Origin of the sequence: Coleofasciculaceae cyanobacterium, assembly GCA_036703275.1 — a bacterium.
Classification (GTDB): Bacteria; Cyanobacteriota; Cyanobacteriia; order Cyanobacteriales; family Xenococcaceae; genus Waterburya.
In genome coordinates this window covers 20,110-41,896 of the sequence record DATNPK010000066.1, presented here as the reverse complement: position 1 = coordinate 41,896, position 21,787 = coordinate 20,110, and the positions used below count along the sequence as shown (strand labels likewise).

Below are 21,787 nucleotides of genomic sequence, written 5' to 3'. Positions count from 1 at the left end.
CGAACCGCCAGCATTCCTGGTGCTTGTAGCGCAGTGGTCCCACTTCGACTCCATCCCGAACTCGATTGTGAAACGCTGTAGCGGCCAAGATACTTGGAGGGTAGCCTCCTGGGAAAATAGCTCAGTGCCAGGTTCTTTTATTTATAATATGTAATACCATATGCTATATGGTCAAAATCTCACCTTTACGAAACTGTTAAAGGTGAGATTTTTTTTGAAAAAGCCTAAAGACAATCAATATAATTATTAAAGTAATTTATGTTCTTGGCATTATCCAGTTATGCATCGATAATTGTCTAGAAGACTGAATATAAGAATATAAGCTTTGCTCGTTTCTCTAGGCGAATAAATCGCCTTAGTTTTAGTTTACTGGTTAATAATTATGCATACTGCTTCCGCAAAAATCCTAGTCGTAGATGATGATCCAGCAATTCGTAATTTAATATTTCGGTTTCTTAGCCAAAAAGATTATTTGCTCGAGTCTGCTGTAGATGGTCAAAGTGCATTGAAAACTTTTGAACAATTCCATCCCGACTTAGTAATACTAGATGTTAACCTACCAGATGCTTTAGGTTACAACTTATGTGAAGAAATGCAGCGTCATACAGACGTTTTCATTTTAATGCTTACTAGTAGAGCGGATGCTGCTGATAAGAAAGAAGGTTTTTTGAAGGGAGCCGATGACTACCTAACCAAGCCTTTCGATCTGCAAGAATTAGAGTATCGTGTCAAAGCAATTTTAAAAAGACAGCGAACAGTTACAACCTCTGAGAAACAACCTCTTATATTTAGCAACATGACTATAGATCCTGTTCGCAGAGAAGTAAAAATAAATGATCAGCTAATTTTGTTGACGGCTTTAGAATTTGATTTATTGCATTTTTTAGCTACTCGCCCTGGAAGAGTGTGGCGCAGAGACGAGCTGATTCAAAATGTTTGGGATTATGATTATGTGGGAGATCAAAGAGTTGTCGATGTTCACATAGGGCAAATTCGCAAGAAGATTGAAATTGATTCTGCCGAACCTTCTTTTATTCAGACTGTACGAGGTGTTGGATATAAATTTGAAGTAGATGTAACTTTAAACGCTACATAAAAAAGTGAATAGTTTTGTTGTCGTGTGGTTTTTAATTTTTAGACCAAAGCACTAATAATTGCTTTTCTAATGGCTTCTTTTTGCTCAATGTCGTAATTCCAGCGTTCTAAAAACTCTTTGTATTCTTCGCTTACGCCTTCAATGGTATGCTGCAATTTCCGAAGTTGCTCCTGAACCGATTCTAATTTAACCTGTTGAATTAAATTGCTTGTACGCCGAGAAACTCTTTGTGATTCCTCAACGTTGTCTAGATTGTTGTTACGACGGTGAGTAATAGTCATAGCTGAAGACATAGCTAAGTTTTTGACTAACAGCTCGCTAGCCACCTCTACAGAAGATTTTAATCCATTAATAATTCCTAAAGAAGGATGCTCGGCTAAAGGCAAATCACTTGTTAAGTAAGATACAAAAAATCCTCTTCCGCCGTTTTTCGTAGTTAATATCAATGAAATTTCTTGTTGAATTTCAACTTCACTAAGCTCGTTAGCATTGATTCGATCCATCAGGGATTGAGTTAGTGCGATCGCTTGAGAAAAAGAAAGCTCTTTTTGGGGCAATGAGTCGCTCATGTAATTAGAATTGCTACAGGAAATTAACAGTAATTACCGAATTAATTAAGATTTAAAAATCTTTCTAGTGCTTGAACCATTGATGGTGGCCAGCGACGGATGTTGATAATCCAGTCCAAATCTTGGTAGCGGCTATCTAGACCTACTGCTGCAACCCAATTACTTTCGGCTTCGCCTTGTTGCCCTTCAACCCACAAAGCTGCTGTTAGTGCAGCGCGTATATCTGAATACATGGGGTATTTACGAACTAAATTCCGCATATTACGGATAGCTTCAGAACGATTGCCGATTTGATATTGTACTAGAGAAGCATTACCCCGTGCCATAGCGAAGTTGGGAGCAATAATGGCTGCCTGTTGATAATCTTCTAAAGCCTCTAGCCAATTTTGTTGTCCTGCTTTAGCATTTCCTCGATTGTTTAACGCTACTGGGTCTTGAGGACTAATAGCTAATACGCGATCGTAATCTAAGATCGCCTTATCCCAAAGTCTTTTGCCTTCATAAGCAATACCGCGATTGAGATAGGCATCAGGATATTTAGGCGCAATTTCAATAGAACGATCAAAATCCGCGATCGCTTCTGTAAGTTTATATTGACCAATGCGAACATTACCGCGGTTACTCCACACAGCAGGATTCTCAGGAAACTTTTCCACTAATGATGTCCAATAGGTTTCTGCCCTAGCAAAATCACCCCGTTCTGCTGCGCGAACTGCTTGCTTGGCAATTTTTTCCCCTTGCGCAATTTGTTGCTCTGTAAGATGCACAGTTTGTTTGGGTAATGCTTGAGCCGATCTAATCCAACCACCTGAAATCCATACCGAGAAGATTAAAAATAGACTTGTTAACCAACGCTTCATTCTGTTCCGATTTATTACAAGAACTTTATACCTAAAATATAATACTAATATCGTAATACATAAAATTTCATATATATTGCTGAATTGGCTAATTAGGGCTAAAAAACTGCGAAAAGGCTTTCATTTGAGCATAAGATAACTAACTCTAATGATCGATTACAAGCGCAAAAAACTAAGTTTTATTAATAAAATCTCAAAAAATAATGACAAAAATTGAAAACTGTGCGATACACGAAAAACGAAGATAACCGAAATGGGATCAAAATAGTTTTTTTCGACTATGCAAGTACGTTTTTTAAGTAAACTGACATTGTTCATCACGATTTTAATTTTTCCGCAATTTATCACTTCTACATCTACTTCTTCACAATCTTTGCTCTGTTCTTCCGTGCTAGCCGAAAACATAACATCTTTGGGAGAAGATGGCGACGATGGAGAAACTGGAGAAAAAGGAATGAATGGTCGTAATAGTGATAATTTGACAGTGTTTGCCGATGGCTCATCAATGACTTTAGATTTGACTGGAGGAAAAGGTGCTTCAGGGGAATCAGGAGTTAAAGGTTATGATGCTTTTTGCCAACAGCAATCAGAAAAAGTAGAGAAGAATCTGCGCGGTGCGGATGGTGGTAATGGTGGTGATGGTGGCGATGGTGGAACTGGAGGAAATGGCGGTTCTTTAACTGTTTACACTACTAACAAAGAACACCTCAAGCAAATTTATGTCATTGCTGCGGCAGGGGAAGGTGGCACACCAGGAAAAGCAGGTGAAGGGGGAGTAGGTTGTAAATGCGATCGCCCTTATTGGAATGAAGAAACATGCTTTGGTAAACCTGGCAGCTCTAACTATAGCTGCACTACCGAAGAATTCCAGTGTACCGATGGTTACTCAGGGAAGCTAGGGCGAGATGGTCGAAAAGGCAGAGACGGTCAAATCGGAACTTTAACTTTAATCAATCTAGACAAATCTTTGGCTCCTGATTTTCCAGAAGTTACTGCGCCAATTAGCGAACTAAAAGGGAGAGGCTACACTTTATCAAGGAATATCTGGCAGAACAAAGACAATGCTTCTGCTTTGTTTGCTCCTGGGTCAATTATTGCCGATAAATATAAAGAATTAATCGCTCGTCATGAGCATACTGTTCTACTTGTCTGGGATGCACCCCAACCAGTAGAAGATTTTAACGAGCAAAAAATTACTCTAAGTCTTAAAGGAGAAAATGATGCGAATATTTTTTTACCTGATGAGCTGTGGTTAGAAACTAAAAAAGTTAAACGGGATAACCTGACCGAGTTATTTGTCTTTAATGCAGTTCATACCGATGATGTTGCCGATCTAACTATAGACGGTCTATTTGGACAAGGGGCAAACTTAGAGTTAGATATCTTCGATGAGGCTGAAAAGTCAAATTTAATTGCGACCGACTTTTCTGTTAAATACCTGGTTGGCGAACCGTCAGAAAATAAAAATATTTTTGGTGGTAGTAGCACAACCTATAAAACCAAATATCAAGGGTCAATTCCTCCACAAGCGATCGTCAAAAAGGGTAATTTATTTACTTTAAAGCTAGGACAACTACCTATTCCCCCAGAATATCGCCAACCTGGACTAAAAGTGGAGGTTGAGGTCGTTGCCAAACGCTCTTTAGCAGACAATTCCCAAGTCAAAAAACTTTCTACCCGCACTACTATTGAGCAACCAGGTTCTAAGTCTTCAAACCAGCGTTAAAATATCAGCCGTTGAGCTTTAAGTATGGCAAAGAGTATCAATAGCAACATCGATAGCTCGTTTAACAGCAGTCTCTTTATCGGCAACAGCTATAGTTTCAGCTTCGGTTCTTTGTGCGACTACTGCGCATACACAGGCAGCGGTGAAACCATATACTCCGGCCATTTTTAACAAAGTTCCTGCTTCCATTTCGTAATTTAGAATATTCAATTGGCGATAGGTAGAAGTAATTCCTGTTAACCATGATTGAAGATGCAAGTTGGCAGAGGATTCGCTTCTCTCTTGCCCTTCATAAAAAGTATCTACTGAGGCAGTAATGCCTAAATGACAGGGAATATTTAATTTACGTGCAGTTTCTACTAAAGCTACGGTCAAAAACGGATCGGCGATCGCTGGATATTCAACAGGAGCTATATCTAAAGCTGCACCTTGGCGACACAAACATCCTTGGGATATAACTAGATCTCCTACTGGAATATAGGGCTGAATTGAACCACAAGTGCCAACTCGAAGAAACCGTTTAATTCCGACCTGTACCAATTCATTTACTACAATACTTAACGAAGGGGCGCCCATTCCACTAGTAGCAACTAAGATGGGTTTACCATTAGGCAGATTACCCAAATAACTATGAAGTCCTCGGTATTGTGAAAGAAGTTTGACGTTTTGTAAGTAAGCTTGAGCGATAAACTGCGATCGTTCTGGTTCTCCCGATAATATTACTGTTTGGGGCGCATCAAGACCTATATCTGACTGGCTAAAACCAATATGATGATATTTCATTTTCGCAATCTAGCTATAAACTTAAGATGATTAGGGTTAGAAAATATGTGTCAGGTTAACACTGATTATCCATCACCAATTACTATTGACTGATACTGAAAGATGGTAACTCTTGAAAAATTTTCCACAATTGTCTCTAGCTGTCAACAAAGCACTATAGGTAAACATTTGCCTAGTGCTTTGTATGTCCATAGCGATGCTTTAGCCAACCTCGACTCTGTTCTGAGAGACTATGAAAATCAGGCGCGGAAATTAGTTAAAAATCTTGACCGCGCTACGATTATTAAGCTGGGTACAGATCGTCCCAAAGTTTCTTATTTGTATTATCCTGACTTTGATCGCGACCCTCATCCTCAGCTACATCAAAGTATTGTCGTAGATCTTGCCACCGAACAAGTTTCGGTTAGACAATATCATAATTCTCATAATCCGCCAATTCTCCATCGCAAAGAGACCTTTGTTGGCACAGACTATCCTCTCTATCAAATCTTTGCCGAATTAACCAAACAAGAGGTAGCTTTGGGTTTGTTAGATAATTCTCGCCATATTGGAACCCTACAGGAGTGGACACGATTATTGTTACAGCAGGGCATATCTTTAGTTGGTCATCACGTTGCTTGTCCTATAGACTCTCCCCTTGCCCGAAAGCAGACTATTTTAATTGAGAGACACAAAGCTGCTTTAAAACGTTCGGAACTATCTCGTCCTGTCAGAATTGTTTTAGAAGCCGATTTATTTGAGTCAGGCACTACCTTTTTTGATTATGGTTGCGGTTATGGTGAAGATGTTAAACAGCTTGAGAATTTGGGTTACTCCAGTTCAGGCTGGGATCCTTATTATCGCCCTAATGCTAACCTTGAGCCTGCTGACATTGTTAACTTGGGCTATATTATCAATGTTATTGAAGATATAGCCGAAAGAAGACAAGCCCTGATCAAAGCCTGGGAATTAACCCATAAGGTACTGATTGTCTCAGCACAAGTCTTGGTGGACGATCGCCGTCGTGGCTTAGTAGCTTATGGTGATGGTCTAGTCACTAACCGCAACACTTTTCAGAAATATTACGAACAGGAAGAACTGAAACTATACATAGATCAAGTTCTGGGAGTGGAATCTGTTCCTGCTGGCTTGGGCATTTATCTGGTTTTCCGTCATGAAGCTGAAGCCGAATTTTTCCGCGCTTCTCGCTTATATTCCCGTCTTAGTACACCCTGTATTCAGGCTAAAGTCAGAAATTTTGAGGATTATCAAGATTTGTTGTCTCCCTTGATGGATTTTTATACCAAAAGAGGACGATTGCCCGTTAAAGGTGAATTAGGCTCAGAAGCTGCTATTAAAGCTGAATTTCGTAGCTACCAGCGTGCTTTTAAACTAGTCCTTCAGGCTACCGAACGCGATGAATGGGAAGCAATTAGCGAAAAACGTCGTCAAGACCTTTTAGTCTATCTAGCACTCAGTAAATTTAGCGGTCGTCCTACGGTTAGAAAACTTGCTCCTGAGATTAAAGCCGATGTCAAAGCTTTGTTTGGTAGCTACAAGGAAGCCTGTACCATAGCCGATATTTTACTAATTAACGTCGGAGATTTGAGAAAAATTGCCAATTTGTGCAAAACTAGCGGCATCGGCAAACAGCTCAATGATGCGATCGCCGTCCACGTTAGCGCGTTGGAAAAACTGCCTCCCCTACTGCGACTCTATGAAGGTTGTGCTAGTCGTAATTTCTATCGCCTAGAAAACGCTAATATTATTAAGCTTTATTACAACAAACCTAAAATAACCTATTTGGTATATCCAGAGTTCGATACTCAAGCGCATCCTGCTTTGAAGGCAACGATGGAGGTAGATTTACATAATTTATCTGTGACCTATCACGACATATCTGATGAAACTAACCCTCTGATTTTGCATCAAAAAGATGCTTTGGTTGCCCCTGACTACCCCAGTTACAAGAAGTTCGTTCGCTTAACCAAAAAAGAACAAAAGTCTGGTCTACTAGAAAATTGTGACGCGATTCGTCGTCTGCATGGCTGGCTGCGTTGTCTGAGGGAACATGAAGTAAAGATCGAAGGACACAAGCTTAGTAATCAGTAATCACCCCTGCTTTCATGATTTTGTTAATACCACCTAGGTGAATTAGCCATAAATACTTCTGCATCTTTTTAACTTAAAGGTCTAGAAAAGAAAAAACCCTGTCCATACTCACATTGCAGCAGTTTAAGTTGCGCTAATTGCGAAGTAGTTTCGATGCCTTCGGCGATCACATCCATGTTTAACATATGGGCGAGACTAACGATCGCCTTGATGATTGCTGAATTCTCGCCATTCGGCTGCATCTGACTGACAAAAGAACGGTCTATTTTGATTGTATCAACAGGAAAACGATGTAAATAAGCTTAAAGAAGAATATCCCGCGCCAAAATCATCGATACTAAACTGAATATTTTGCTTTCTGAGATTGAGAATAATTTCTGTGACCGTTTCTAGATTATCAATCAAGATACTTTCAGTAATTTCTAGCTTGAGAAACTTACCTTTCAAACCCGTCTGCGCCAAAACCTTTTCGACTTCCTGAATTAATTGTGGTTCGCGAAATTGCTGGGCAGAGAGATTGACGCTCATTTTAATTGTTGGATGTTCGGGATATTTTAGCTGCCAATTGCGTGCAGTTTGGCAGGCTTCTTGAAGCAGCCAGTTACCCAAGGGAACGATTAAACCAGTTTCTTCGCAAATAGGAATAAAATCTGTAGGACCAATTGAACCTTTGGTGGGATGATTCCAGCGTGCTAATGCCTCAAAACCAGATAAAATACCTAATGCCAAAGTAATCGGCTGATAATACACTTCAAACTCTCTTCGTTCTAAGGCTCTGTGGAGGTCTGTTTCTAACTCTAGTCTTTGTAAAGCGCGATCGCGCAGTGAATAATCGAAAACTTCATAGCGTGCCTTACCCTGTTCTTTGGCACTATACATCGTTAGGTCTGCATCCCGTAAAATATCTTCTGGCTTATCGTACCCTTGGGATGAGAAAGCAATACCAATGCTAGCGGTGGTAAATAACTCATAGCCTTCAATATGAAAGGGAAATGTTAAAGTTTAATAAATACTTTCGGCAACCAAGGTAGCCTCAGATTTACTAGAAATATTTTCTAACAGAATTGTAAATTCATCTCCTCCCAAGCGTGCTACTGTATCCGTCGGTGCGATTGACTTTTCCAAACGGCGGGCAATCTCAATTAGTAGCTTGTCTGGGATTAAATGACCTACGCTATCGTTAACTACTTTGAATCGGTCTAAATCGAGGAACAATACCGCGAATAAATATTTATCCTGACGCTGGCTTCTTTTTAGCTGTTGCTCCAAACGATCCATAAATAAAGCCCGATTAGGTAGTCCAGTCAGAGCATCGTGGAGAGCATCATGGAATAACTGCTGCTCCATCTGTTTGCCTTCGGTAATATCAACAATTTGATTGTTGAAATGTAGCGGTTTTTCGCTAGCGTCACACACCATCAAAACTTTGAGCAAAGTATCGACTATGTGACCATTTTTGGCAATAAAACGTTTTTCAATTTGAAAACTTGATGCTGCACCGTCTATTAATTTCTGCTCTAAATGATGATGCGTTTCCCAGTCATCGGGATGACTAATCTCAGCAAAAGACAATTCTAATAATTCGGCTGGGGAATATCCTAAAGCATCACACAAAGCTTGATTAACCCTAGTAAACTTACCTTTGAGGGTACTGATTGCCATCCCAATCGGAGCCATTTCAAAGGTGAGGCGAAACTGTTCTTCGCTTTTCTTGAGCGCCTCTTCAGCTTCTTTGCGCTTGGTGATATCTTCGGCAATACCTACAAAACGATTGACTTTACCTATCACGTCACGGACAGAAGAAGCTCGTATTCTTACCCAACAGATCGATCGATCGGGACGAATAATGCGATATTCTTATTCAAAATCTTCCCCTGTTCTAAACTGGGTTTCAATCGTAGAGAGCGCTTTAAACGAGTCTTCCGGATGAATCGCCAATAGCCATGATTGAGGATCGTCGTATAAACTCTGACAACTACGTCCCCAAACCTTTTCGTAAGTTAGGCTAATGTACAATATTTTGTCTGTCTTGGCTGAAATCACAAAAAAAACTTCTCGGACATTTTCCGCAATCTGCCGAAAGCGTTCCTCTTTTTCGGTTATTTCTTGAAATTCTGTTTTTAATCTTTGATTTTCAGCGAGAACTTCTTCTACTCGGTTTAAAAGAAAATTTTGCAACAGCAAAATTCTGGCTATTTCCTGCTCAAACATTAAAATTGACTACAATTGCGGCAATTACCTTTTTATAATGCCCTAAAGGAATTTCCAACTAACATTTTTGAGAAAGGTTGAATATAAGTAGTAAGTAATTATTGATTACTGTTCCAAGTTTTAATTACTTTGCCATTAATTTCTTGGCAATACCAAGGAGTATTAGCAGCAGGGGTTTTAAGATTATTTCGCTCGACTTTCCAAGTTTGTTGAGGATCGAACAAGACTAGATCGGCGGTTTGCTCAGGTGCAATCTCCACCGATTCTTGCTGTATACATTGGCGAGGACGACTACTCAAAGCTTGCCATAGCTCCAGTGCCGACCATTTTCCAGTATCAACAAATCTTGACCATAACAGTGGCAAAGCTAATTCTAAGCCAATCACTCCTGGAGGAGCTAAAGCAAAAGGAACAGTTTTTTCTTCATAAGTATAGGCTTGATGATCGATCGCGATCGCATCGATAATTCCTTGTCTAATGCCATCAATTAAAGCAGCTCGATCTTGGTTATCTCCCAATGGTGGTTCCAGACGCAAATTTGGATCATAACTGCCCACGGCATCACTATTCCATAACAGGTGCATCCAGGTGGTACTGGCGGTTATCGGCACACCTCTGGCTTTGGCAGCGGCAACTAGCTCTACTCCCCGTTGAGTGGAGACACGCATGATATGAACAGGTGTAGGGATTTTTGCCACAATTTCCAAGACTGCTGCAATAATCGCTGCTTCAGAAAAACCAGGATTTCCTGACATACCGTAGCGAATTGATACATCACCTTCTCTGACTACTCCACTCCCAGCTAATTCATTTTGATGCAGAGCGATCGCGATCGTCTTTTGCCAAGGCTGAACATATTCTAAAATTTGCCGCAATACATTCAAGCTGCCCAAGTCGCAATGACTGACAAAACCAACTATTTCTGGTTTCAATTCACCTAGCTCATTCATCTGATTAGTAGCATTACAAGAATTGCCCCAATAATGCAGTCGAGGTAAGAACATATCTTGACTATTAGCAATTAATAGATTACGTTTTTGCTGGAGAGCAGCCAAAACCTCAGTATTATCAATTGGGGGAAAAGTGTCAGGTAAAATTCCTACCTGAGTAAACCCTCCCGCAGCAGCAGCTTGAGCTAAATTTAATAAAGTTTCTCTCGCCTCATTTCCTGGTTCTGAGCTATGACTATAAAGATCTGTTAGACCAGCACCCAAAACCAAACCCGAGGGATTAATAATTGAAGTTTGTGATGGGTAATCAGCAATTCGTTCTGCGATCGCTTTAATTTTACCGCCAATAATCAATACATCGGCAAGTCGATCTACTTGCCTAATCGGATCGATAATTCTAACTTGTTGCAGTAGTTCCATTCTCTTTTTAACTTCTTGGCTAACAACAGTTGACATTTTGTACTGCAAATAACCATAATAATAGTTTGTGTAAACTTTAGCTTCCAAATAAACTCTTGGCTAATGTTATCGTGATCGGAGCCCAATGGGGTGACGAAGGAAAAGGAAAAATAACCGATCTACTTAGTCGCTCGGCAGATGTCGTAGTACGCTCTCAAGGGGGAGTAAATGCAGGACATACAGTTGTTGTAGCTGGACAAACTTTCAAACTACACTTGATTCCCTCAGGAATTTTATATCCTAAGACAGAATGTATTATTGGTTCTGGAACAGTAATAGATCCTCAAGTGTTAATCGAAGAAATAGAGCAGCTAAAGGCTTTGGGAGTGACAGTAGATAATCTATATGTATCTCAGACGGCTCATATAACCATGCCCTATCATCGCAAGATAGATCAGGCATCGGAAGAAAGCAGAGGAGAATATAAAATTGGTACCACGGGTCGAGGAATTGGCCCGACTTATGCTGATAAATCAGAGCGAACTGGCATTCGGGTTTTAGATTTGATGAACCCCGAACATTTGCATCAGCAACTTAGCTGGACGATTAATTATAAAAACGTAATTTTAGAAAAACTATATAATTTACCTCCTTTAGATTCAGAGAAAGTAATTGAAGAGTATCTAAAATATGCTGAGTTTTTGAAGCCTTTTGTAATCGATAGTTCACTCAAAATTTATGAAGCGGTACGAGAGAAAAAAAATATTCTGTTTGAAGGAGCGCAAGGAACTTTACTCGATTTAGATCATGGTACTTATCCTTATGTTACTTCTTCTAATCCTATTGCAGGAGGAGCCTGTGTTGGCGCAGGAGTAGGCCCTACTACTATAGACAGAGTAATTGGGGTTGCCAAAGCCTACACTACTCGGGTTGGAGAAGGTCCTTTTCCCACCGAGTTAAAAGATAATGTGGGTGAATTATTAGGAAATTTAGGAGCAGAATTTGGTACTACTACTGGTCGCCGTCGTCGCTGTGGTTGGTTTGATGCGGTGATTGGTCGTTATGCCGTACGGATTAACGGTTTAGATTGTCTGGCAATTACCAAACTAGATGTACTAGACGAGTTAGAAGAAATTAAAGTCTGTGTAGCATACGAGATTGACGGCGAAATTTGTAATCACTTTCCTACCAACGCCAGTCATTTTGCCAACTGTAAACCAGTTTTCCAGACTCTACCAGGATGGCAACAATCTACTACCGGCTGTCGTTCTCTCTCAGATCTACCGGAAAAAGCGCTGAACTATCTCAAATATATGGCCGAATTGATGAAAGTTCCTATTGCTATTGTTTCTGTAGGACCAAGCCGCGATCAGACAATTATTGTCGAAGATCCAATTCATGGTCCTAAAAGAGCTTTGCTCGATGCAGACGGAATTCCTGTAGGCTAGACTCAGCTAAATCAGCTAAATACCAAATAATCTGGTTAAAGCTGGGAATTGTTGTCTCCATTAGTAAAAATTTTTAACCGTATTAGTTAACACCAAATCAGTTTAAAACTATGAACATATCCGTAGAATGCAAATCTAGACCCGAAGGAAGCAAGCCCAGAGCATTACGCCGTGGAGGATTGATTCCCGTAGCTTTATATGGACATGATGGAGCCAACTCTGTATCTCTTACCATTCCTGCCAAAGAAGCGCAACTCTTATTAAGAGACGCAGCGGTAAACAATACCTTAGTAGATCTTAATGTTCCAGACATTTCTTGGAAAGGCAAAGCTTTAATTAGAGAAGTTCAGGCTCATCCATGGAAAAGAACTTTGCATCATCTTAGCTTCTTTACTGTCTCTGCGAAACAACAGGTAGAGATTGTTGTCCCAGTAATCTTATTAGGTGATGCTGCTGGTGCCAAGGAAGGAGGTATTGTTGAACAAATCATGACCGAATTAAATATTAGCTGTGCTGCTGATAGTATTCCTGAATCGATTGAGATTGATGTAAGTAACTTTGAAATTGGTAGTGTTTTGCACGTGGGAGAAATTGCCCTGCCCAAAGGAACTGAAGTTTTAGACGATCCCGAACGCATTGCTATTACTGTTGTTTTACCTTCAAAACCTGTTGAGACGGAAGAAACAGAGGAAACAATAGAAACAGAAGTAATCGGAAAAAGTTCTACAGCTGCCGAGACTACCGAAAATTAATTTATTGAATGAAGATGTAGTGTGGCGCAATGTAAACTAACTTAATTAACAATTATAAACACCAGAAATACTATATATTTCTGGTGTTTTATTTATATTTTTTGTGTGATTAATTATAGCACTCGAAGCAAAGGTTAAGACACGTCGATCAAAAGCTAAAAGCTATTAGCTATTAGCTATTAGCTATTAGCTCATTTTATAACTAACGTTTTAATCTATAGTTCACTTGCTATAAATTGATGTCCGACTACTGAGATTGAGAGCAACGGTTAAAGCTAAGGCAAAGTAATCTTGGACTGATGCAAAATTAAACGATTTCCTATGGGATCGTAGGCATAAATTTCTTGGCCATGAGAAGCTTCAATAATTTTTCCTGGTGGTGGATAACCTAAATCGGCGAGACAGGCGATCGCCTGTTGGAGATCGTCTACCTCTAAGCAGAAGCTCATACTACTGCTATGATTGTCAAACTCTGACTGACGCTCTAGTTTGGGTTTAAAAATACTAATACGAACTTGTCCTAATTGAAATTCTGCATAAATGTTAGAACGATAAATAGTCGGCTGTTTTTGAAAAACTTGGCTATAAAATTCTACTAATAATTGAATTTTATTAGTAGCAATAGTGATAAAAATATCTGAATAATTAAATTTCATTTAATAATTGAATTAATCAAGCATCATTTTTTTAAATAAACTATCACAGTTTTAAATGATAATTGTTTATTATAAAACAAGCGTTTTTAAAACTCAAAAAAATATCGATAAACTTAAAACTATTTAAAGAGAATAAATCAAGAATAGCCAAGGCAATCTGACAGTTCTCAGATCTCAAATTAAATTAAAATTTTGAGTTTATTGATTCTCTAATGACTTTTGAAGTTTTGACTATATATAATTTCAACTATTATTATCCTAAATAAGTTACCCAATTAGGTTCGTGACTTAAAGTAAAAATCTGATACATTGATTGACATTTAATAAAACTATATGTTCGTATATTTATAGCATAAGTTAATTTAGTTAAAAGCATACAGTACAATAATGATCAGAGTCTTGATAGTAGACGATCAAAAAACAGTTCAGGAAATTTTAATCAGCTACATTAAATCCGCTCAGGGTCTGGAACTTATTGGTTGTGCTAATAACGGTCAGGAAGCTATCTCTTTAATTAAAATACATCAACCCGATATTGTGTTGATGGATATTGAGATGCCTATCCTGGATGGATTAGCAGCTACTCAAATTATTTTCGAACAATTTATTAATACAAGCGTATTAATAATTAGCGTTCATAATGAAAATATCTATTTGAATACTGCTTTACAGGTAGGTGCAAAAGGGTATTTGAAGAAAAATACTCCAGAAAAAGAGTTAATTAACGCTATTTATTGTGCCCATAAAGGCTACTTTCAATTGGGGCCTGGTCTATTAGAACAGTATCTTCATAAAGCTACTAAATCGCAATCTAACTTTGAAGAGATAGAACAGCTAAAATCAGTAATACTGCAACAATCAAAGTTGCTTGATAATTTAAACAATGGATTTAGCGATCAATTTAAAACTGGCAGAAGTAGTGCTAGAAATGCTAGAGCCACAAGTCAAAACTTTATAGAAAATCAGTATAGTATTTTAAAAAAGCAAGTATACTATGTCTCTAACCGTATAGATAAGCTCAACCAAAGGATTGGTTTTCTTCAACAGCTTTGCGGACTGGCAATACTGTGTAGTGCTTCGTTGGGAATAGTGTTTTTGTTTTCTATTCTTTAGTTCGAGCAAAATTAACAATATGTACGACGATCGCCATTGAGATTTGAGGAACATAAACGATCTAGATTAATTGGTAATTTAGAGTAAGCGCGATCGCAGCGCCAAAATCAGATTTGTTTTTTGTTTCAAGTTATTCATGAGCGAAGTAACTCGTGACTACTTGCCAATTAGCTTCACTGCACCAATACCACCAAAATATAGACTTAACACTGCACCTGCTAATAAAGATTGGGTTAAAGGATCGGTAGAGGGAGTCAGGACTGCACCTATAACTACAGAGCTAAGGATTACATAACGCCAACCTGCGAGCATCTGCGCTGAGGAAACAATACCCAAAAAGCCTAAAATAAGCTGCACAATTGGAATCTGAAACGCCAAACCCGTGCTAAACAACAACAGCAAGACAAACTCAAAATATTTATCTATTGACCAGGCCTGTTCAACCACGTCACTACCGTAGTTAATAAAGAAATTAAGAGCAGCAGGAATTAAGGCAATATAGGCAAAAAACAACCCGGCAAAGAATAAAATACTCGAGCCAAAAATAACGGGAGCAAGTAAACGACGCTCTTTTCTGGTTAACCCTGGTAGGACAAACTGAACAATCTGATACAAAATAAAAGGACTAGCCAAAACCATACCACTGTAGCCAGCTACCTTAATCGAAACAAAGAAAAATTCTCCTGGAGCAAGCTGTAAAAATTGGACTCCTTGGGCGGGTACTTCTAGAATACGAACTAAAGGTCTGACAAAGATAAAGCAGCCAATAGCAGCGATCGCTACTGCAATTAAAGCATAGAAAATACGCAACCGAAGTTCTTCTAGGTGATCGAACAAAGACATCTCCACTTCATCAGGAAGTTCATTAAGATATTCTTCTGGCTCTTGATCTTTAACAGAGGTTTCTAAATTGGATGGTGACATATAAGAGCAGGGGCGACTAAAAAGCTAGTTATTAAAGCGCTAAATCAATTTAGATAATTATATCTTCCTTGCCCGTCTCTAATTTTTGTTTTGCCAGCAAAATATTTAATTATTGGTATAGATAAGCGCGACCTCGACTGATACCCAGGTGCTAATAATGCTATCTTGCTTAAAGTTAATCGTATTAATGATCTGAGGTAATTTATGGCGAAATATGATGTGTACGCTTTGGGTAATGCCCTATTAGATATTGAGTTCGAAGTGTCACCTGAAGTATTACAAGATCTCGGCATTGATAAAGGCGTAATGACCTTATTAGATCGAGATGCTCAGGATAAAATTGTGAGTAATTTGGCTCAATACGACCAAAAACGCTCTTGTGGTGGGTCAGCAGCAAATACCCAGATTGCCGTAAGCCAGTTTGGTGGTAAATCATTTTATTCTTGTAAGGTTGCCAATGATGAACCAGGAAAATTTTATACTCAAGATTTAATTGATTGTGGAGTAGCGACTAACTTAGAAAACCACGCTGCTCAATCAGGAGTGACGGGCAAATGCTTGGTATTTGTCACTCCCGATGCCGATCGCACTATGAATACTTTTTTGGGAATCTCAGGCGGGTTTAGTAATCATGAATTAGTTCCCGAAGCGATCAAAAACGCTAAATATACTTATATTGAGGGCTATTTAGTTAGTGGTGAAAGTAGCAAACAGGCAGCAATCGAAGCCCGAGAAATCGCTCAGGCTGCGGGAAATAAGGTGGCATTTACCCTAGCAGATCTTAATATGGTGAAATTTTTCAAGTCAGGCTTATTAGAAATAATTGGTTCGGGAGTTGATTTTCTCTTTGCTAATGAAAGTGAAGCTTTGTTGATGGCAGAAACCGAAGATTTTGATGTTGCAGTAGACTATCTCAAAACTTTAGCTAAAGGGTTCGCTATTACACGCGGTGCAGCAGGTTCGGTTATCTTCGATGGAGAAAAATTGCTTAACATCGACCCGTTTGCTGTTAAGGCGATCGATACTGTTGGTGCAGGAGATATGTATGCGGGTGCATTTCTTTATGGCATTACTAACGGAATGAGTTATGCAGAAGCAGGGCGTTTAGCTTCTTTGGCTTCGGCAAAAATAGTTACTACTTTGGGCGCGCGGATGAAAACAGAAGAGGTACAGGCTCTTTTAGATCGAGCTAAAGCAGCATAAAGTATGTTATACGGGCAAGGCAATGTCTTGCCCGTATAAGATTATCGCTGTAAATCTTAAAGAGATCGCTCTGACGCTGCTAATTTATTTACCAAGGATTGCCAATAACCGTAAATCCCGCCCAATAAAAAGGATGAGTGAAATCTTGAGCTTGATCGGCTGAAGTTATTTCAGGCAAATTAACTTCTACGTCTAAGCCTTTGATTTGAGCTTTGTCAACAAAAACTTTCTGTTTAAGCAGATTAACTTGAGCCTGTCTTAAAGCTGCTGATTTGATTGGAGTAGATTTCAACTGCTGATAAAAGTCACTCATCAACAAAACTGTTCCCACATCATCAATTAACCAGAGGCTAGCCAAAGCAGATTTTACTCCCGCCTGCATAGCCAGACCGGCAAATCCATATTCAGCCTCTTCATCTCCTAATGCGGTTTCGCAAGAACTTAAAACTAATAAATCTACTGGAGGCAGATCTAATTCTAAATTAGCAATTTGAGCTAATGTCAATTGGCGATCGCTAAACTGAATAAAAGAACTTTCAGGTGAACCAGGGCTAAACACCGAGTGAGAAGCGATATGAATAATCTCAAAACCTTCTGTTTGATGAGCATTCTGAAGATTGTCCACAGTGAACTCTTGGTTAACTATTTTACGACCAGACCATAATTTAGGCACGATAGTATTTAATTCAACTTCAACTCCAGGGAGTGATGGCAATTTGTTAAATTTTGATGCTCCCATAGCCAAAACTTGTCTATTTGACTTAGCTTGATAACTGGTATCTGTCAGATTAAATGCTGGAATACGAGCCAAATTATATTTTTCGACCACAAATTTTTCGCCATCATGCAGTGCAGCAAAAGGGAAAGAGCGTAGTTTTGAACCAGTGCAAAGCAACAAGGTGTCAATATTTTCCGCTTCTAAATAAGGTTCTAGAGGTTTGAGCAACCAATTATAAATTAATCTGGCTGGAGGAAGATATTTGAGAGAGGAGCGATCGCTAATTCCCACTGCTAGTTCATCAATCCTTTTGTTTAGCCTGGCGCGGTTTGCGCCTCTAATTTTTTTAACGATGAATTGCCTTTGGGGAGTGACTAAAACTAATTCCAAAAAATCGTCCATAGGCATAGCCCAAATAACCGCAGGGTTAATATTTGTTTGCTCTTGAACTTCTTGTAAACGGTCAGCAATTTGGTTTGCCGATCGCGATTGATTAGAGAAATCGCGGTCAAAATATCTTTCATAATCGTTTTCCCACGTTGACTCTATCTTGGCAACTAAATCAGAAAATTCTCCTAAATCAAGCAACTCTGGTTTTATTTCCGAAATTGTCTGAGATGGAATTAATGTCTGCGATCTGAGTAAAGAAGCCTGAGTAACAATAATGGCGATCGCCATTATTCCAGAAATTAAGTAATAGAACCAGTAACGACGTAACCGTGTAATACTCTTCAATATTTTGCATCGCATAATGCTTCTCGCGTTTATATTACTGAGCTTTGGTTATTTAATCATCATAATACAAGTACAGGTAGTGCCTTAATGATTAATTTTTAATCCCAAAGTAATGCTGCGAGTTGTCATAAATAAAGCCAATGCCAGCCAGAGCAAATGATTAGTTTGCCAATGCCAAGCTGCGATCGCCATAGGTGCAAAACCCAACAGCGCAGCAATAATCGTAGACTGACGCAGAATTTTACCGGCGGTTAAACCCAGAAAATAGCCATCTAGCATATATGCCAACGAACCAAAACCCAAAATAGGCAACAGCCACCAGACATAGTTACCGACTTGTGCGACTACTTCTGAGTGATTAGTCAATAAGCCAAATAGAAATTGAGGAAACAAACAAAATGTGACGGCAAAACCCAAGCCAGCCAATAAGCTACTGCTACCTGCCAGCTTTAATAAGGGAATTAATTGGCTGATTTTTCCTTGTCCTTGGAGATTTCCAGCAATACTCTCTGTCGCAAAAGCAATACCATCAATAAAATAGGCTGCTAGGGTAACTACCTGCAACAACAAAGTATTAGCAGCCAAAATTTCTGTCCCCAACGTGCTGCTGAGGTTAGTAAAAATTGCGAAGGTAGAAACCAATGCCAGAGTACGAATCAAAATGTCTTGATTGAGCAAAAAAGTCGCTTTTAAAGCTGTTGGTTCAAAAATGTGCCGATACTGTTGCCAGAATTGTTGAGGTAGTTGCTGATATACCAATAGCAACCCGATGCTTAAAGTCACAAACTGACTGATTGCCGTTGCTGCACCCGCCCCAGCACTTTCGTGTCCCCAACGGACAATAAACAGATAATCTAGAATAATATTCGCCCCTTTGCTGACGAAAGAAAGTAATAAAACCTGTTTTACTTGCTCTTTGCCGAGAAACCAACCGAACAAGACGAAGTTTAGTAAAGTCGCAGGCGCGCCCCAAATCAGAGCATTATAGTAAGCTCGCCCCGCTTCGAGTACTGCGGGTTCGGCTCTAAGTAAAGTGAAGCCAATTTCTCTTAAAGGTTGTTGCAAAATTAGAATAATTACGCCGATGACTAGAGCGATCGCACCATTGCGTAACAAAGTCAGCACAACTGCATTTTTTTCCCCTCTACCTCTAGCTTGGGCAGTTACCCCCGTTGTTCCCATCCGTAAAAAACCAAAAGTCCAGTAAATATAGTTAAATAGCACTGTGGCGATCGCCACACCTGCTAGATGCCGAATTTCGGTTAAATGACCCAAAAATGCCACGTCAACTAGGCTAGCCAGTGGCACCATCAGGTTAGAAATGACGTTTACCGCAGCTAATCGCCAAAAACGACTTTGATGATCCAGTGCTGAAGAGTGATGATTCAATTTAGAACAGAATAAATACTTGGTAAATCGCTACTTATAACTTCAACAAAAAAGCGGTGCATCGCGGTCTTGTTGGTTTCCAACAAAGAGCGAATGCGCCAAGAAGCTAAGAGCTAAAAGCTAATAAAAACGTTAACACTATCGGCAAAGTAATAAAGCTCATCAGTGTAGAAGCGACGATCGCTCTGGCAACGAGATCTTTATCTCCACCAAACTCGCTAACAATGACAAAGGAATTAACAGCGGTAGGCATAGCACTTTGCAAAACTAACACCTGTAAATTGAGAGTTTCTAGCTGTAATAGTCTACCAATCGCGTAAGCAATCATCGGCGCAATTAATAAACGGGCGATCGCCGTCATAATTTCTTTAATTCCTGGTTGGAATCGAGTTTCTGACAATTGCATCCCTAATAAAATTAAAGCGATCGGAATATCCGCTGCACCTAGCTGTTGAATACCTCGATCCAATCCCCATGGAACTTCAACTGACAACAAACGCAAACTCAAACCCAATAAAATTGCCCACAGTAAAGGTAGTCGTAAAATTAGCTTCAACCCCTCAATTATGCCTTTACCTTGGATCATCGCAGGACCAAAGCAAAACATTAAGAAAGCAGAGCCAAGCATATAAATAATAGCTCGATCTAATCCTGGTGCGCCCAAGGCAAAAGTTGCCACAGGTAATCCCATATTGCCGTTATTAGGAAACATGACTACGGCGGTAATAGCTCTACTTAAAGAGGCAGATAAATTAAAAAATCGATTAATTATTCCGACTAGAGCATAGATTGAAATTGAGGTTAGGGTAAATCCAATGAGTAGTTTGCTTGAACTATTGAGCGATAGCTCAGTACGATATAAACTATCAATTACCAAAGCTGGAGACAAGACATACAATGCTAATTGTGATAAGCTTGAAGGTTGAAGTGCTAAAGTACGACCTACAATAAAGCCAATTAAAATGATTAAGCCTACAGGAAGAACAGCAGGTAATAAGGTCGTCATATAAGGTCTATAAGATAATTTGATATATTTTCTTTGGGATCGAACGGATACTTGAACATCATCTATAGCGTATATCTGTCAAGGAATTTAACAATTTATTTATGGTTATTACTTCCCAGTGCTACTCGCCAGTGAGCGTTTTATTTTGTTATGGTATTTGTAACAATTAGAAACATTTTTCTCCCAACCTTTGATGCGTATGGTTGCTACATCTTCTCTAAAACCAACTGCACAGGACACTACTTATCTCAAAAGTGTCTGGGAAAGCATTAACTATGCCAGTTGTCCTCGGGTTTATAACTTTCATCTGCATACTCAGGCTTCTGATGGTAGACTAACACCTTCAAATTTAGTTCAGCAGGCGATCGCGATCGGACTTAAAGGTTTTGCCATTACCGATCATCATTCGGTTGATAGCTATCGACAAGCCGAACAATATCTTGCCAGAGTAGGTTCAGAGAATGCCGAGATTAATTTGCCTCATTTATGGACAGGAGTAGAAATAACTTCTCATCTATCAGAGGTTGAAGTACATATATTAGGCTATGGATTCGACCCCGAACACCCCTCTATCGAGTTATATCTTCAGAGAAATAGACCTCATGGCGAAAATGCTGAAGCAAAACAGGTAATTGACAGCATTCATCAAGCAGGCGGTTTAGTTGTTTTAGCCCATCCAGAACGCTACCGTCGCTCTGCTAAACAGTTAATTCCTGCTGCTGCTGAGTTAGGCATTGATGGTGTAGAAACTTTTTATGCCTATAACAATCCTCAAGTTTGGCAACCTAGTCCTGGTAAAACACAAATAGTTTTAGCCTTAGCTGAAAAATATCGTCTTTTTAGCACCTGTGGTACAGACACTCACGGATTGAATATATTACAACGGATTTAGATTTAAACAATACTCCTCAAGTGCCTTGATGTGAATTGGCTTTAATAAGACATTCAATAAGACAATTTTATCTGCCCAACTTGCCTAATTATCGGGCTAATTTTGATTTAACTTTTGTTCAATTTTTTTTCAATGGCTTTTAAGTCTTCCCATCTCATGAAAGAAAAAATAAGCCATTAAAATAAGCTAATTTATCGACTAAAATTATATGCTATGGAAGCGATCGCCATCTTTTGAGCGCCAAGTTGGAAGATTTGTGGTGTTTA

Annotated in this window: 20 protein-coding genes, 1 rRNA gene and 1 pseudogene; 9 read left to right on the top strand and 13 right to left on the bottom strand. The window is 39.3% G+C overall.

What is annotated here, in order from left to right; translation table 11 throughout:
• Positions 1-15 precede the first annotated feature (15 nt).
• Positions 16-133: ribosomal RNA gene (rrf, locus tag V6C71_11870) — 5S ribosomal RNA — on the top strand.
• A gap of 249 nt (positions 134-382) precedes the next feature.
• Positions 383-1,096, top strand: coding sequence for a response regulator transcription factor (locus V6C71_11865; protein ID HEY9769172.1), 714 nt, complete (start codon positions 383-385; stop codon positions 1,094-1,096).
• A gap of 38 nt (positions 1,097-1,134) precedes the next feature.
• On the opposite strand, the gene V6C71_11860 is transcribed toward V6C71_11865, so the two are convergent.
• Together V6C71_11860 and V6C71_11855 are read right to left on the bottom strand one after the other, a co-directional pair.
• A complete protein-coding gene (locus tag V6C71_11860; protein ID HEY9769171.1) occupies positions 1,135-1,665 on the bottom strand; it encodes a hypothetical protein in 531 nt (176 codons plus the stop codon).
• Between the two features lie 41 nt (positions 1,666-1,706).
• Positions 1,707-2,525: a tetratricopeptide repeat protein gene (locus tag V6C71_11855; GenBank protein HEY9769170.1), complete on the bottom strand. Its 819-nt coding sequence runs from the start codon at positions 2,523-2,525 to the stop codon at positions 1,707-1,709.
• Positions 2,526-2,805: 280 nt separating this feature from the next.
• Here V6C71_11855 and V6C71_11850 point away from each other — a divergent pair, with 280 nt between their 5' ends.
• Positions 2,806-4,251: a collagen-like protein gene (locus tag V6C71_11850; protein ID HEY9769169.1), complete on the top strand. Its 1,446-nt coding sequence runs from the start codon at positions 2,806-2,808 to the stop codon at positions 4,249-4,251.
• Positions 4,252-4,269: 18 nt separating this feature from the next.
• Here V6C71_11850 and V6C71_11845 read toward each other — a convergent pair whose 3' ends face one another.
• On the bottom strand, positions 4,270-5,034 hold the full coding sequence (locus V6C71_11845; protein HEY9769168.1) for a nucleoside phosphorylase: 765 nt from the start codon (positions 5,032-5,034) through the stop codon (positions 4,270-4,272).
• A gap of 102 nt (positions 5,035-5,136) precedes the next feature.
• On the opposite strand from V6C71_11845, the gene V6C71_11840 reads away from it, so the two are divergent.
• On the top strand, positions 5,137-7,125 hold the full coding sequence (locus V6C71_11840; GenBank protein ID HEY9769167.1) for a DNA phosphorothioation-associated putative methyltransferase: 1,989 nt from the start codon (positions 5,137-5,139) through the stop codon (positions 7,123-7,125).
• A 68-nt stretch (positions 7,126-7,193) separates the two neighbouring features.
• Here the strand turns inward: V6C71_11840 and V6C71_11835 are convergent, their stop codons facing one another.
• The 5 genes and pseudogenes from V6C71_11835 to V6C71_11815 all read right to left on the bottom strand — a co-directional run bounded on the left by V6C71_11835 (position 7,194) and on the right by V6C71_11815 (position 10,742).
• Positions 7,194-7,367 carry an EAL domain-containing protein gene (locus V6C71_11835; GenBank protein ID HEY9769166.1) on the bottom strand — a complete coding sequence of 58 codons (174 nt, stop codon included), beginning with the start codon at positions 7,365-7,367 and terminating at the stop codon, positions 7,194-7,196.
• Between the two features lie 34 nt (positions 7,368-7,401).
• Positions 7,402-8,004, bottom strand: coding sequence for an EAL domain-containing protein (locus V6C71_11830; protein ID HEY9769165.1), 603 nt, complete (start codon positions 8,002-8,004; stop codon positions 7,402-7,404).
• A pseudogene (locus V6C71_11825) lies at positions 7,987-8,970 on the bottom strand (diguanylate cyclase). The gene V6C71_11830 and the pseudogene V6C71_11825 overlap by 18 nt, the downstream one beginning before the upstream one ends.
• A gap of 12 nt (positions 8,971-8,982) precedes the next feature.
• Complete coding sequence (locus V6C71_11820) at positions 8,983-9,336, bottom strand: hypothetical protein (protein ID HEY9769164.1); 354 nt, start codon at positions 9,334-9,336, stop codon at positions 8,983-8,985.
• 98 nt (positions 9,337-9,434) lie between these two features.
• On the bottom strand, positions 9,435-10,742 hold the full coding sequence (locus V6C71_11815; protein ID HEY9769163.1) for a dihydroorotase: 1,308 nt from the start codon (positions 10,740-10,742) through the stop codon (positions 9,435-9,437).
• A 59-nt stretch (positions 10,743-10,801) separates the two neighbouring features.
• Between V6C71_11815 and V6C71_11810 the strand changes: the two genes are divergently transcribed.
• Together V6C71_11810 and V6C71_11805 are read left to right on the top strand one after the other, a co-directional pair.
• Positions 10,802-12,133 carry an adenylosuccinate synthase gene (locus V6C71_11810; protein HEY9769162.1) on the top strand — a complete coding sequence of 444 codons (1,332 nt, stop codon included), beginning with the start codon at positions 10,802-10,804 and terminating at the stop codon, positions 12,131-12,133.
• A gap of 110 nt (positions 12,134-12,243) precedes the next feature.
• Positions 12,244-12,885, top strand: coding sequence for a 50S ribosomal protein L25/general stress protein Ctc (locus V6C71_11805; GenBank protein HEY9769161.1), 642 nt, complete (start codon positions 12,244-12,246; stop codon positions 12,883-12,885).
• A 275-nt stretch (positions 12,886-13,160) separates the two neighbouring features.
• Here V6C71_11805 and V6C71_11800 read toward each other — a convergent pair whose 3' ends face one another.
• Positions 13,161-13,541 carry a VOC family protein gene (locus V6C71_11800; GenBank protein ID HEY9769160.1) on the bottom strand — a complete coding sequence of 127 codons (381 nt, stop codon included), beginning with the start codon at positions 13,539-13,541 and terminating at the stop codon, positions 13,161-13,163.
• Between the two features lie 399 nt (positions 13,542-13,940).
• Here V6C71_11800 and V6C71_11795 point away from each other — a divergent pair, with 399 nt between their 5' ends.
• Positions 13,941-14,654 (top strand): response regulator transcription factor, encoded by a 714-nt coding sequence (locus tag V6C71_11795; GenBank protein HEY9769159.1) that lies wholly within the window; start codon positions 13,941-13,943, stop codon positions 14,652-14,654.
• 156 nt (positions 14,655-14,810) lie between these two features.
• Here V6C71_11795 and tatC read toward each other — a convergent pair whose 3' ends face one another.
• Complete coding sequence (gene tatC, locus V6C71_11790) at positions 14,811-15,578, bottom strand: twin-arginine translocase subunit TatC (protein HEY9769158.1); 768 nt, start codon at positions 15,576-15,578, stop codon at positions 14,811-14,813.
• Positions 15,579-15,782: 204 nt separating this feature from the next.
• Here tatC and V6C71_11785 point away from each other — a divergent pair, with 204 nt between their 5' ends.
• A complete protein-coding gene (locus V6C71_11785; protein ID HEY9769157.1) occupies positions 15,783-16,781 on the top strand; it encodes an adenosine kinase in 999 nt (332 codons plus the stop codon).
• An 88-nt stretch (positions 16,782-16,869) separates the two neighbouring features.
• On the opposite strand, the gene V6C71_11780 is transcribed toward V6C71_11785, so the two are convergent.
• The 3 genes from V6C71_11780 to V6C71_11770 form a co-directional block, all read right to left on the bottom strand.
• Positions 16,870-18,249: a CHAT domain-containing protein gene (locus V6C71_11780; GenBank protein HEY9769156.1), complete on the bottom strand. Its 1,380-nt coding sequence runs from the start codon at positions 18,247-18,249 to the stop codon at positions 16,870-16,872.
• Positions 18,250-18,318: 69 nt separating this feature from the next.
• Positions 18,319-19,623 carry a guanitoxin biosynthesis MATE family efflux transporter GntT gene (gene gntT / locus V6C71_11775; protein ID HEY9769155.1) on the bottom strand — a complete coding sequence of 435 codons (1,305 nt, stop codon included), beginning with the start codon at positions 19,621-19,623 and terminating at the stop codon, positions 18,319-18,321.
• 106 nt (positions 19,624-19,729) lie between these two features.
• A complete protein-coding gene (locus V6C71_11770) occupies positions 19,730-20,629 on the bottom strand; it encodes an AEC family transporter (protein ID HEY9769154.1) in 900 nt (299 codons plus the stop codon).
• A 199-nt stretch (positions 20,630-20,828) separates the two neighbouring features.
• Between V6C71_11770 and V6C71_11765 the strand changes: the two genes are divergently transcribed.
• Positions 20,829-21,521 carry a PHP domain-containing protein gene (locus V6C71_11765; protein HEY9769153.1) on the top strand — a complete coding sequence of 231 codons (693 nt, stop codon included), beginning with the start codon at positions 20,829-20,831 and terminating at the stop codon, positions 21,519-21,521.
• The last annotated feature ends 266 nt before the right edge of the window (positions 21,522-21,787 follow it).